The organism is Neobacillus sp. NPDC097160, assembly GCF_044762155.1.
GTDB lineage: Bacteria > Bacillota > Bacilli > Bacillales > Cytobacillaceae > Neobacillus.
Window position 1 is genome coordinate 1 of sequence record NZ_JBIWDU010000004.1, and the last position, 13,878, is coordinate 13,878.

General features: G+C 39.0%; 12 protein-coding genes and 1 rRNA gene. 5 read left to right on the top strand and 8 right to left on the bottom strand.

All coding sequences use genetic code 11. The features are described from left to right. From ACIQXV_RS06645 to dnaA, 8 genes are all read right to left on the bottom strand, one after another. Positions 1-80 (bottom strand): 16S ribosomal RNA (locus ACIQXV_RS06645); the annotation flags it as partial. Between the two features lie 271 nt (positions 81-351). Then, on the bottom strand, positions 352-2,889 hold the full coding sequence (gene gyrA, locus ACIQXV_RS06650) for a DNA gyrase subunit A (protein WP_402957159.1): 2,538 nt from the start codon (positions 2,887-2,889) through the stop codon (positions 352-354). Positions 2,890-2,911: 22 nt separating this feature from the next. Continuing rightward, on the bottom strand, positions 2,912-4,837 hold the full coding sequence (gyrB, locus tag ACIQXV_RS06655) for a DNA topoisomerase (ATP-hydrolyzing) subunit B (RefSeq protein ID WP_402957160.1): 1,926 nt from the start codon (positions 4,835-4,837) through the stop codon (positions 2,912-2,914). A gap of 55 nt (positions 4,838-4,892) precedes the next feature. After that, a complete protein-coding gene (gene remB / locus ACIQXV_RS06660) occupies positions 4,893-5,144 on the bottom strand; it encodes an extracellular matrix regulator RemB (protein WP_402957161.1) in 252 nt (83 codons plus the stop codon). Positions 5,145-5,152: 8 nt separating this feature from the next. After that, entirely contained in the window at positions 5,153-6,271 is a 1,119-nt protein-coding gene (recF, locus tag ACIQXV_RS06665; RefSeq protein WP_402957162.1) for a DNA replication/repair protein RecF, read from the bottom strand. A gap of 17 nt (positions 6,272-6,288) precedes the next feature. After that, positions 6,289-6,504, bottom strand: a complete 216-nt coding sequence (yaaA, locus tag ACIQXV_RS06670; RefSeq protein ID WP_402957163.1) for a S4 domain-containing protein YaaA — start codon at positions 6,502-6,504, stop codon at positions 6,289-6,291. Between the two features lie 142 nt (positions 6,505-6,646). Next, positions 6,647-7,783, bottom strand: coding sequence for a DNA polymerase III subunit beta (gene dnaN / locus ACIQXV_RS06675; protein ID WP_402957164.1), 1,137 nt, complete (start codon positions 7,781-7,783; stop codon positions 6,647-6,649). Between the two features lie 189 nt (positions 7,784-7,972). Next, positions 7,973-9,319, bottom strand: coding sequence for a chromosomal replication initiator protein DnaA (gene dnaA / locus ACIQXV_RS06680; protein ID WP_402957165.1), 1,347 nt, complete (start codon positions 9,317-9,319; stop codon positions 7,973-7,975). 775 nt (positions 9,320-10,094) lie between these two features. Between dnaA and rpmH the strand changes: the two genes are divergently transcribed. From rpmH to mnmE, 5 genes are all read left to right on the top strand, one after another. Further along, positions 10,095-10,229, top strand: coding sequence for a 50S ribosomal protein L34 (gene rpmH, locus ACIQXV_RS06685; protein ID WP_063255153.1), 135 nt, complete (start codon positions 10,095-10,097; stop codon positions 10,227-10,229). A gap of 95 nt (positions 10,230-10,324) precedes the next feature. Then, positions 10,325-10,669: a ribonuclease P protein component gene (rnpA, locus tag ACIQXV_RS06690; RefSeq protein WP_402957166.1), complete on the top strand. Its 345-nt coding sequence runs from the start codon at positions 10,325-10,327 to the stop codon at positions 10,667-10,669. 149 nt (positions 10,670-10,818) lie between these two features. Then, positions 10,819-11,589, top strand: a complete 771-nt coding sequence (gene spoIIIJ / locus ACIQXV_RS06695; protein WP_402957167.1) for a YidC family membrane integrase SpoIIIJ — start codon at positions 10,819-10,821, stop codon at positions 11,587-11,589. After that, positions 11,586-12,209 (top strand): RNA-binding cell elongation regulator Jag/EloR, encoded by a 624-nt coding sequence (gene jag / locus ACIQXV_RS06700; RefSeq protein ID WP_402957168.1) that lies wholly within the window; start codon positions 11,586-11,588, stop codon positions 12,207-12,209. The genes spoIIIJ and jag overlap by 4 nt, the downstream gene beginning before the upstream one ends. A gap of 270 nt (positions 12,210-12,479) precedes the next feature. After that, positions 12,480-13,865, top strand: a complete 1,386-nt coding sequence (gene mnmE / locus ACIQXV_RS06705; protein WP_402957170.1) for a tRNA uridine-5-carboxymethylaminomethyl(34) synthesis GTPase MnmE — start codon at positions 12,480-12,482, stop codon at positions 13,863-13,865. Positions 13,866-13,878 lie beyond the last annotated feature (13 nt).

Sequence of the window (13,878 nt, forward strand, 5' to 3'; positions counted from 1 at the left end):
CTCCCAAAGATTCGCTCGACTTGCATGTATTAGGCACGCCGCCAGCGTTCGTCCTGAGCCAGGATCAAACTCTCCAAGAAAGTTGATTAGCTCATTTGTTACGTTGGCTTAGCTTCATAAGAAGCTAATAATTTATTGTTTGTTGACGTTTTTGTTTGTTTAGTTTTCAAAGGACAATTTCTTGAATTTATTTCATCACCCGTAAGCGACTTAATAAATATACCATCGATATATTTTAAAGTCAACACGTTTTTTATTTTTTTACTATAATAATCTTAAAAACATCTTACTGACTTTTATTATCAAAAAAAATAGAAGAAGCATACGGATCTATGCTTCTTCTAAAAGTCATTATTCTTCGCCGTCTGGAGTGATAACTTCCTGATTTTCATCAAGAATGATTTCATCCGTACCGCCGTTTTCAATTCCTTGTCCTTCTGGAGCTTCTTCCTCTTCTTCTTTTTCAACCTTTGCGACGGTTGCCACAAATTCATTTTCACTTTCTTTCATACTAATAAGCTTGACACCTTGAGTGTTTCGGCCCATTTTGGAAATACCGGCTACATCAATACGAATAAGAACTCCGCCAGTAGTAATTAACATAAGATCTTCTTCACCTGTCACAGCTCTCATCGAGACGAGCTCCCCGTTTTTCTCGGTCACATGGCAGGTCTTTATTCCTTTTCCGCCACGCCCTTGGACACGGTATTCGGATGCAGGTGTACGTTTACCATAACCATTTTTCGTGACAATGAGAACGTCATTATCCTCTTCTAATACTTCCATTCCAACCACTTCATCACCAGGATCTAGGTTGATTCCTTTAACACCAGTTGCTGTTCGTCCCATTGACCGTACATCTGTCTCAGGGAAGTGAATTAACATACCATTTTTCGTACCAATGATCATATGCTTGTTGCCATCAGTAAGTCGAACGGAGATTAATTCATCACCCTCACGCAAACTTAAAGCGATTAAACCATTGTTCCGGATATTAGCGAACGATGTTAACGGTGAACGTTTAGAGACACCCTCTTTTGTTGTAAAGAATAAGGACCATTCATCAACGAATTCTTCAACAGGAATAATGGCGTTAACCCATTCTCCTTTTTCAATTCCAAGGAGATTAATAATCGGTATTCCTTTCGCTGTGCGGCTGAATTCCGGAATTTCATATCCTTTTGAACGGTAAACCTTACCTTTATTCGTAAAGAAGAGAATGGTATCATGCGTCGATGTCGTAATTAAATGCTCGACGAAGTCATCTTCATTTGTCCCCATGCCTTGGATACCGCGGCCTCCCCGTCTCTGCGCACGATATGTGGAAACAGGTAGACGCTTAACGTAACCATTATGTGTTAAGGAAATGACAATATTTTCACGAGGAATTAAGTCCTCATCTTCAATATTTTCAATCCCGCCAGCGACAATTTCCGTGCGTCGTTTATCATTGAAACGCTCTTTAATTTCCGTTAATTCTTCACGGATAATTTCAAGGATTTTTTCCTCATCAGCTAAAATTGCCTTTAATTCTGCAATAAGCTTCATAAGTGTTTGATATTCATCCTCAATTTTCTCCCGTTCCAAACCTGTTAAACGCTGCAAACGCATATCAAGAATCGCTTGAGCTTGTTTCTCGGATAGGTTAAATTGTGTCATTAAGCCTTCGCGGGCAATATCCGTTGTTTGTGAATTTCGAATAAGGGTAATAACTGCATCTAAATTGTCTAATGCAATTCTTAAACCTTCTAAGATATGGGCGCGTGCTTCGGCTTTGCGTAATTCAAATTCTGTTCTCCGACGGATTACTACTTGTTGATGATCTAAGTAATGAACCAAACACTGTTTAATATTCAATACCTTCGGATGCCCATTAACAAGGGCTAATGTATTGATTCCAAAGCTTGTTTGCAGCGCTGTTTGTTTATATAAATTATTTAAAAGAACATTGGCATTAGCATCTTTACGAACCTCAATTACAATCCGCATCCCTCTACGATCAGATTCATCTCTCAGGTCTGTAATGCCTTCAATTTTTTTATCCCGGGCTAATTCAGCAATCTTTTCAACCAATCTAGCTTTATTCACTTGATACGGCAATTCATTAACAATGATTACTTCTTTACCGTTTGATTTTTGTTCAATTTCCACTTTTGCACGAAGAGTAATCGATCCTCTTCCTGTTTCATATGCTTTGCGAATCCCACTTCGGCCAAGGATTAATCCACCGGTTGGAAAGTCTGGCCCAGGGATAATTTCCATCAATTCTGGAATTGAAATCTCAGGATCACGGGAAATAGCTAAAACTCCATCAATGATCTCTCCAAGCTGGTGTGGCGGGATATTTGTCGCCATTCCAACAGCAATTCCAGTTGTTCCATTGACTAGTAAATTGGGGAATCTCGCTGGCAGAACAACAGGTTCTCTTTCTTCACCATCATAGTTGTCTTGATAATCAATGGTATCTTTGTTTAAATCTCTTAATAATTCCATTGAGATTTTTGACATTCTTGATTCTGTGTACCGCATGGCTGCAGCAGAATCACCATCTACCGACCCAAAGTTTCCATGGCCATCTACTAGCATATAACGATAATTGAAATCCTGTGCCATACGAACCATTGTTTCATAAACAGCAGAATCACCATGCGGGTGATATTTACCAATTACATCCCCAACGATACGCGCAGATTTCTTATATGGTTTATCTGCATGAATACCAAGATCATGCATCGCATATAAAATACGGCGATGAACTGGTTTTAACCCATCACGGACATCTGGAAGGGCACGAGAAACAATAACACTCATCGCATAGTCAAGAAAGGATGATTTCATCTCCTGACTGATATTAATCTCTTTTATTTGATGATTGGGTGTTTCAGTCATATTAAATACCTCCCTCCGCCTTTTATATATCTAAATTCTTTACGTATTGTGCATTTGCTTCAATGAAATTACGACGTGGTTCTACTTTCTCACCCATTAACATATCAAAGGTTTCGTCTGCTTCAATCGCATCTTCTAGACTAACCTGAAGCATACTTCTACTAGCAGGATCCATTGTTGTTTCCCATAATTGTTCAGGATTCATCTCGCCTAAACCTTTATAGCGTTGAATATTAGGCTTTGGTGTAGCTGGAAGCTCTGCAAATACCCGTTCAAGTTCTTTTTCATTATAGGCGTACTCAATCCGTTTACCTTGTTGCACTTTATATAGCGGTGGCTGGGCAATATAAACATAACCAGCTTCTAAAATTTTTCTCATAAAACGGTAAAAAAACGTTAACAGGAGCGTCCGAATATGTGCACCATCAACATCAGCATCCGTCATAATGACAATTTTATGATAACGCGCCTTGGCAATATCGAAATCTTCCCCGATACCGGTTCCGATTGCTGTAATCATTGCCCTGACTTCATTGTTTGAAAGAATTCTATCTAAACGTGCCTTTTCCACATTAAGGATTTTCCCTCGAAGCGGTAAAATGGCCTGGAAATGTCGATCACGACCTTGCTTGGCCGAACCTCCCGCAGAATCACCCTCTACGATATACATTTCACTTTCTGCAGGGTCCTTTGACGAACAGTCAGCTAATTTTCCAGGTAAACTAGAAACCTCTAACGCACTTTTCCGGCGTGTCAATTCCCTAGCTTTCTTTGCAGCAAGTCTTGCACGAGCAGCCATTAAGCCTTTATCTACAATTTTCCTAGCAACCGTCGGATTTTCTAACAGGAACTTATCAAAGGTACCGGCAAAAATGGTATCTGTAATCGCTCTGACTTCAGAATTACCAAGTTTTGTCTTCGTCTGCCCCTCAAATTGTGGATCAGGGTGTTTGATTGAGACAATAGCTGTGATTCCTTCGCGAACATCTTCACCGGAAAGGTTGGTATCATTTTCCTTGATTATGTTATTTTTTCTAGCATAATCATTAATGACTCTTGTTAAAGCTGTTTTAAAGCCTGATTCATGTGTGCCGCCTTCATACGTATGGATATTATTTGCGAAAGAGTAAATGTTATCTGTATAGCCCTCGTTATATTGGAGTGCTACTTCAACACTAATACCGTCCTTTTCACCCTCCATGTAAATCGGCTCTTCATGAATCACTTCTTTCGTGCGGTTTAAATGCTCTACATACGATTTAATTCCGCCCTCATAGTGGTATTCATTTCTTTTATTTTCAACACGCTTATCTTCAATTGTGATTTTGAGTCCGCGGTTAAGGAACGCAAGCTCGCGAATACGTGTTGCAAGGATGTCATATTCATATTCCAGTGTTTCTGTGAAAATTTCCGCATCTGGTTTAAAATGGGTAATTGTACCTGTTTTGTCAGCGGTTCCAATTACTTCTAATTCCTTAGCAACCGCGCCTCGTTCAAATTTGATCAAGTGAATTTTTCCATCACGGTGGACATAAACTTCAAGCTCTGTGGAAAGGGCATTAACAACCGATGCACCAACCCCATGAAGTCCGCCGGAAACCTTATAGCCGCCGCCGCCAAATTTACCGCCGGCGTGTAGAACTGTCATAATGACTTCAACAGCTGGTCTTCCCATCTTTTCTTGAATATCAACGGGAATCCCGCGGCCATTATCCTTTACTGTGATACTGTTATCTTCCTCAATGATGACATTGATTTCGTCACAGTGGCCTGCGAGTGCCTCATCAATACTGTTATCAACTATCTCCCAAACAAGATGATGGAGCCCTTTTCCGCTTGTTGAACCAATATACATACCAGGTCGTTTCCGTACTGCTTCAAGTCCTTCAAGAACCTGAATTTGCTCGGCACCATATGATTCTTCCACTGCCTTTTGATCTATAGTCATACTTGTTCACCTGCACCTTCTGACAAAAATAGCTCGATATTTTCGTTAAAAAACTTTATATAAATTCCTGTATATTCATTTGGCTTGAACGTTTTTTTAATGTTCCAGAAGCAATAGGGGATAAGTATACTTTGTCATATGTGATTATGACTGATTTAAAGGGGTTTTTAGACAAGTTAATTAATCTTTCTTTATGGCGTTCTAAGAATTCTCCCACTATTTGAGATTGCTTGGCACTCTCTTTATCTAATATTGAAATAATATCTTTCGCCCTAATGTTAAGATCTTCCCCGATGTGAATATACATGGTTCACCTCAATTAACCTTCTTGATAAAACCGGATTCGACAATATAGGTGGATGCTTCCTTTAGTGTCTGATGATCAATTCCTTCCACACTTGTTGTAGTCACAAACGTTTGGACCTTTCCTTGTATGGTATTGAGTAAATGGGATTGCCGATAATCATCTAACTCTGATAAAACGTCATCAAGGAGTAGAATGGGATACTCGCCAATTTCATTATAGATTAATTCAATTTCAGCAAGCTTGACGGAAAGGGCAGTTGTACGCTGCTGCCCTTGGGACCCAAAGGTTTGAACATCCCTTCCATTGACAAAAAACAACAAATCATCTCGATGGGGGCCGAAAAGGGTTGTGCCGCGTTCTATTTCCCTTGTTCTGACCTTTGCAAATTTTTCCTCAAAGCTTTCTATCATCTTCGACAAATTCTGCTCTTCTAATACCTCTACCGATGGCTTATAGGTAATTTCGAGCGTTTCCAAGCCCCTTGAAATACCTTCATGAATCGGTTTCGCCCAATTTCCAAGCAGCCTCAAGAATTCAAACCGTTTTTTCACAATTTTAACGGCCACTTGAATAAACTGCTCTGTTAAAATTTCAAGCATTGTCTGATCCGATTGTTTTTTGATCTGCATCATCTTCAAATAATGATTACGCTGTTGTAGTATTTTGTGATATTGACTCATATCATGTAAATAAATGGGCGATACCTGCCCAATTTCCATATCAATAAACCGTCTTCGCACCTGTGGACTGCCTTTAACAATATTAAGGTCTTCCGGTGCAAACATAACCACGTTCATGTTCCCAACATATTGACTTAACTTCTGCTGTTCAATATGATTGCATTTTGCCTTCTTTCCCTTTTTGGAAATCACTAATTGCAAAGGCAAAGAGCTATGTTGCTTTTGAACCCTGCCTTCTATTTTAGCATACTCCTGGTCCCAGCGAATAAGTTCTTTATCACTTGAAGTCCGATGTGATTTTGCCATCGCTAAAACGTAAATGGACTCCATTACATTTGTTTTACCTTGGGCATTTTCACCTAAGATGACATTTACTTTATTTTCAAATTGGACGAATAACTCTTCGTAATTCCGATAATTTTTCAGTGCTAATTTTTCAATATACATAGCAACATATCCTTTAGCTAGTCGGTTATCACAAACTCCCCAAAGCCAACAATCCGGACTTTGTCACCGGCACGAAGTTTTCTCCCTCTTCTTTGGTCCTGTTCACCGTTAATAAAAATTTCATGTTCACTTAAAAACCATTTTGCCATTCCGCCGGTTTGAATCACATCGGCAAGCTTCAAAAATTGACCTAATGTAATAAACTCAGTCTCTAGCTTTACTTTTTCAGGCAAATCATCACCCTCATTTCTAAAAATGGTCCCAATACTTTATTTTACTAAAAAAGTCAGTAAGATACAAAGGAAACCATAAATAATCTTTTTTACCGTAAAGAAAGCCGCCAGTTAAATGGCGGCATATAGGAAAACTTTAATTTTAATACGTTCTAACAGGTAAAATAAGCTGCAAGATTGTTTCGTCATTTAGAGGACGGATTAAGAACGGACGCATCGCCCCGGTAAAGCTCACTTTAATATCGGTTCCTTCTAATGCCTTTAGGGCATCCATCATGTACTTCGCACTAAAGGATATCTTTAAATCTTCTCCATCGATTGAACTGCTTTGAATTTCTTCAACAACCTTTCCAACCTCTGGTGTATTCGATGATATTTCGATGATACCACCCTCAATGGTTGAAAACTTGACGACATTATTTCTTCCTTCACGTGCCAGCAAAGAAGCACGATCAATAGCTTGAAGAAATTCCTTCGTATTGACAGTTACGTCCGTTTTACTTTCATTTGGAATTAATCTTGACGTATCAGGATAGTTACCCTCTAACAATCTGGAGAAAAATAATAAGTGCTTCGCTTTAAACAAAATTTGATTTTCGGTAATCACAATATCAATTAATTCATGGGAGTCATCAATAATTTTGCTGAGCTCATTCAAGCTCTTGCCTGGGATGACAACATTGTAGTTTTCATGATTTTCCGTTTCAATTTTAGCTTTTCTTAGTGCAAGACGATGGCTATCTGTTGCAATACAGGTAAGTTCCTCATTTTCGATCTTCCAGTTTACACCTGTCAAGATGGGGCGTGTTTCTGAGGTGGACACTGCAAAATGAGTTTGTCTAATCATTGCCTTTAAAAGGTCTGTCGCAATATGAAACTTATTGTTTTCTTCGATTTGCGGCAGGTGAGGGTATTCCTCTGCATCAAGGCCATTTAGGTTGAACTCGGATTTCCCAGAGCGAATCACGGTTTGGAGTGATCCAAGAACTTCAATTTCAACTGAATCGGTAGGTAGCTTTTTGACAATTTCACTGAAAAATTTTGCCTGCAGCACGATTGCACCTGATTGTTTGATTTCAACAATTTCATCCCCAGCGTCCTCTTTTGGAATAAAGGATTCAATGGAAATATCGGAGTCACTTCCTGTTAATGTCACTCCTTCTGCTGTTGCAGCAATTTTAATCCCCGTTAAGATCGGTATTGTTGTTCTTGATGTGACAGCCTTCATAACATCTTGAACACTTTGAACAAGGCGGTCGCGTTGGATGATAAATTTCATCGCATTTTTCCTCCCGTATAGGCATATTTTTTTAGCAGTAACATATAATATTATTTTTTAAAAAAATAGTAGAAGTACTAGTAGGGCCTGTTAGTATGTGGATAACCTCGATTTTTCAATAGAAACACAGCCTATCCACATGTGGACAGACTGTGTACAAATAGTAAAAAGTTATGCACAAAAGGAACACTATATTTTTAACAGTTCATGGATTTCTTTCATCTGCCTTTGAAACTGCGCATCCGATTGAAGGAGCTTCGCGATTTTTTCATGGGCATGAATAACGGTTGTATGGTCACGTCCGCCAAACTCTTCTCCTATTTTTGGCAAAGAATAGTCGGTTAATTCACGCGATAAATACATCGCAATTTGTCTTGGAAAGGCAACAGATTTTGTCCGTTTTTTCGCCTTAAAATCTTCTAATTTAATACTAAAATGCTCGCCAACTACCTTTTGAATTTCAAGGATGGTGATCACCTTAGGCTTCGAACTAGGGATAATATCCCTTAATGCCTCTGCAGCAAGATCGGCATTAATATCTTTATTTATTAAAGAAGAGTATGCAACGACACGGATGAGCGCACCTTCGAGCTCACGAATGTTTGAATCAATTTGATTGGCAATGTATAACATGACTTCGTTTGGTATATCTAAACCTTCTGCCTTTGCCTTCTTGCGAAGGATCGCGATTCTTGTCTCCAAATCCGGCGGTGTAATATCTGTAATTAAGCCCCATTCAAAGCGGGATCGCAGTCGATCCTCTAATGTTGGAATTTCTCTTGGCGGCCGGTCACTGGAAATGATAATTTGTTTGCTTTCTTCATGAAGTGCATTAAATGTATGGAAAAATTCTTCTTGTGTTGATTCTTTTCCAGCTAGAAACTGAATATCATCAATAAGTAAGATATCGACATTTCGATATTTATTGCGGAAATTCTCCGCCTTATTGTCACGTATCGAGTTAATAAATTCATTTGTGAATTTTTCAGATGATAAATAAACTACTTTTGCAGCAGGGTTATGCTCTAACACATAGTGGCCGATCGCATGCATTAAGTGTGTTTTGCCTAATCCTACGCCCCCATAAATAAATAGAGGATTATATGCTTTTGCCGGTGCTTCTGCAACGGCAAGCGATGCAGCGTGGGCAAAACGGTTTCCGGAACCAATTACGAAGGTATCAAAAGTATGTTTTTTATTTAAGATACCTGAAGGAAAATCATTATGATCCTCTTCCTTCTTTCCCTTTTTTGGCGGTGCTTGGACATCATTTTCTATATCATTCTGATTTTGCGGAATAATAAATTTTACAGATAGCTCTTCCCCGGTAATTTCATAAAGGATCCCGGAGATTAACTGAGAATAACGCTCTTCCAGCCAATCACGCGCAAATTCATTTGGAGCTGTGATTACAAGCAGATCGCCTTGAAGGGAATGGGCCTTTGTGGACTTAAGCCATGTGTCAAAGCTAGGCTTGCTTATCTTTTTCTCAATATTAGCTAGCGCTGTATTCCAAAGATCCGCAATATTTTCCAATTAGTATCCCTCCTTATTTGTTTAAGTAAAAACAATTTATCTAAACTGGCACTCGAAATTATTTACTGTCTAACCCCAAAAAAATATTTTCTAAGGAGTATTGCTCTTAAGCAACCGGTTAACCTATTTGACTATAGTTCCGTGAAAAATAGGTCTTATACCAGGAGTACAACCTATTAATTTATAAATATACGAAACAGTGGTTGTGGAAAACATTATAATAAGGAAATAAAGTGGAGTTTCGACAATATCCACCACTTGTGGACAAGTTTTTACAGAATGCTAGAATAAACTATCCACATGTTATCCACAAATTGTGGATAACATATTCCGAAGGATGAAGTTATTCAGAGTGAAAACACAAATATAATATCAAATAATTGCCTGATGTGCAATGCCCTTTCTTAGTTTATCCACAACTGTAACAATATGTGCACGGAAATTGTCCACAAGCAGCAGATTTGTGTAAAACTTGTCAATATCTTGTGTGGATAACAAAAAAAGTGTCGAAAAATTATCCACAGGTCGAAATGCGCAGGCGCCTTGGTCAGCGGCGTATGGCCTGGAGCTGGACAATTTTCGAATTTAAAATATAGATCAGAGTCTTGTTTCATGTATTTAGAATTTCTGGAAATGCATTAAATCATGTTCGAAAAAAATTGGAAATGGGAACAATATGAGAAGAGTAGTTGACAATATCAGGGGGACATCTTTATAATAATTAAGACTGTCTGAATTAAATTTAAGCAGCTATTCCTCAGGGAGGTGTCATATAATGAAAAGAACGTACCAACCAAATAAACGTAAACACAGTAAAGTTCACGGTTTCCGCAGTCGTATGAGCTCAGCAAACGGACGTAAGGTTCTAGCTCGTCGTCGTCAAAAGGGAAGAAAAGTATTATCAGCATAGACCACTGAAGCGTCAGTGGTCTTTTTTTAAATTATAAGCGGAAGCGCTTTGATGCTTGATCGTGATCAAATTTCACAGCTTAAAGGAGTTTTTTTATGAAAAAAGAATTCCGGGTAAAAAAAAATAAAGACTTCACGGTGGCATTTCAGAAGGGGCATTCCTTCGCCAATCGGCAATTTGTTGTCTATTCATTGAAAAAAGAGGGGCAGGACTTTTTTCGTATTGGCCTGTCTGTAAGCAAGAAGATTGGAAATGCTGTTACCAGAAACAGAATTAAAAGGTACGTAAGACAATCCATTACTGAATTACATGATCAGGTATCCTCGGGAAATGATTATGTGATTATTGCCAGGAAGCCAACAGCGGAAATGGACTTTTTTGAAGTGAAAAAAAGTTTAACCCATGTCATGAAGGTTGGAAAAGTATTAAAGAGAAACTAATTTTACCGATTTAGTCAAAATTTAGTGATGGAATAAAGACAATTGAATTGTAAAAATGATAAAATAATTTTGAATAAAATAAACGGTTCACATACATAAAGGTTGAGCGCACACTTTTTATTCTATATTTGGCAAGGAGGAACAACTGGTTGAAAAAACGAATTTTACTTTCGTTCGGCATGCTTTCTGTATTCTTGTTTTTAACGGGATGCAGTGAAATTAAGAAGCCGATTACCTCAGAGAGTACAGGTTTTTGGAATGAATATATTGTCTATCCATTATCTTGGGTGATTAAAGAAGGAGCTCATTTGCTCGGAGGAAGCTATGGATTATCGCTTATTGTCGTGACGATTTTGATCCGTCTAGCTATGTTGCCGCTGATGATCAAGCAGACAAGAAGCTCAAAGGCGATGCAAGCTCTTCAGCCGGAAATGAAAGCACTTCGCGAAAAGTACAGTTCTAAAGATCAAAAGACACAGCAAAAGCTGCAGCAAGAAACAATGGCCTTGTTTTCAAAGCATGGGGTTAATCCAATGGCCGGCTGTTTCCCATTAATTGTTCAAATGCCGATTTTAATTGGTTTTTATCATGCTATCTCAAGAACAAGAGAAATTGCGTCTGATAGTTTCTTATGGTTTGACCTTGGTGAAAAAGATCCATATTACATTTTGCCTATCGTTGCCGGGATCACTACCTTTATTCAGCAAAAAATGATGATGGCAGGCCAAGAGCAAAATCCACAAATGGCGATGATGCTTTGGATGATGCCGATTATGATTGTCTTCTTTGCTTTCAGTTTCCCAGCAGCCCTTTCATTGTACTGGGTTGTCGGTAATATTTTTATGATCGTACAAACTTATTTTATTAAAGGACCGGATTTGAGGGCACAGGCCACCGGTAAAGCGGGTGAGAAAAAGTGAAACAGGTAACTGCTACAGGACAAACAGTCGAAGAAGCAGTAGAATCAGCTTTAGCTCAATTAAAGACAACCAAAGACCGCGCAGATGTAAACATCATTGATGAAGGAAAAAAGGGGATTTTTGGTATTTTCGGTTCACGTCCTGCTGTTGTAAAAGTAACAGTCATCATTGATCCGATTGAAGAGGCAAAGAAATTCCTGACACATGTAAGTGAACAAATGGGGGCTCCGGCGGAAATAGAAATTAAACGGGATGGCAAACAGGTTCACTTTGTGATGACGGGAGAAAAGATTGCGCTGTTAATTGGTAAACGAGGTCAAACGCTAAATTCCCTGCAATATTTGACCCAGCTGGTGATTAATCGCTTTGCAAATCAGTATTTGACCGTGATTTTGGACGCAGAAGATTACCGGAACAGAAGAAGTGAAACACTTATTCAATTAGCCCACCGGCTTGCCGGAAAGGCTGTCAAGTCTGGAAAAGATGTGACGTTAGAACCTATGCCTTCCTATGAGCGTAAAGTCATTCATACCGCTTTATCTGATAACAGGCGTGTTAAGACATTTTCTGATGGAACGGAACCACATCGGTTTATTGTGATTACACCAGTGAAAAAATAATCCTTTAATGACATCCTATCTTTTAGATGGGATGTATTTTTTTGCCCTTTTTTATCAAAAAAATGCGGACTGTTGATAACTTTTTTTTTGCGGGATTTCCAGCTTTATTGTTATTCACATGTGGATAAGTTAAAATAATAAATAGACATTTTGCACTTGTGGATAGGTTTGGATGCTTTTTCTAAAGAAATTCATGTGGTATTCTATTTTTTTGGAGAAAAAAATTTTTTTAAAATATAAATGAATATTTTTATGTGTGAGGTGAGGAAAATGGAATTTGATACAATTGCGGCGATCTCGACACCGATGGGAGAGGGAGCAATTGCGATTGTTCGTTTGAGTGGTGATGAGGCCATTCAAATAGCAGACAAGCTTTTTAAGGGGATCGGCGGTAAAAGACTTTCGCAAGTGGCCAGCCATACGATTCACTATGGGCATCTTCTTGACCCGAAAAGTGGTGAAGTGGTAGAGGAAGTAATGGTTTCGGTTATGAAGGGACCAAAGACATTTACAAAAGAGGATGTAGTTGAAATCAACTGCCACGGCGGGATTGTTTCGGTGAATCGCGTCTTGCAGCATGTGTTGAAATACGGGGCAAGATTGGCGGAACCGGGCGAATTTACGAAACGTGCCTTTTTAAATGGACGGATAGATTTATCGCAGGCAGAAGCGGTCATGGATCTAATCAGAGCGAAAACAGACCGGGCGATGAATGTGGCCCTTGGCCAAATGGAGGGCCGCTTATCAAAGTTGATTCGGAAACTGCGGCAGGAGATTTTAGAAGTTCTTGCCCATGTTGAAGTGAATATCGATTATCCGGAATATGATGATGTTGAAGAAATGACCCATAAGATGCTGTTAGAAAAGGCTCACTTTGTTCAGGAGGAAATAAAAAAACTGCTGCAAACATCAGAGCAGGGGAAAATCTTGCGAGAGGGACTTTCTACTGTGATTGTTGGACGGCCAAATGTAGGAAAGTCCTCATTATTAAATAGTCTTGTACATGAAAATAAAGCAATTGTGACAGACATCCCTGGAACTACTCGGGATGTCATTGAAGAGTATGTCAATGTCCGCGGTGTGCCGCTCAGATTACTAGATACAGCTGGGATCAGAGAAACAGAGGATATTGTAGAACGAATTGGCGTTGAGCGCTCCCGTCAAGTATTGAAAGAAGCGGATTTACTGCTGCTTGTGCTGAATTACTCAGATGAACTAACTATTGAAGATGAACATCTATTTGAGGCTGTTAAAGGGATGGATGTCATTGTCATTGTTAATAAAACAGACCTGCCGCAGCAAATTGATATGGAACGGGTTACTGAATTGGCTAAGGAACATAAACTTGTCACCACCTCATTGCTCGAGGATCTTGGTGTAGATGAGCTTGAGGAGGCCATTGCCTCATTATTCTTTGCCGGGTCAATTGATGCCGGAGATATGACATATGTTTCGAACAGCCGTCATATTGCCTTATTAAACATCAGTCTCCAAACGATTGAGGATGCAATTGAAGGGGTTGAAATGGGTACCCCGATTGATATTGTCCAAATTGATTTAACGAGAACATGGGAATTACTTGGGGAAATCATTGGTGACAGCGTAAATGAGAGCCTTATCGATCAGTTATTTTCACAATTTTGTTTAGGAAAATAGAAAAAATCTACTA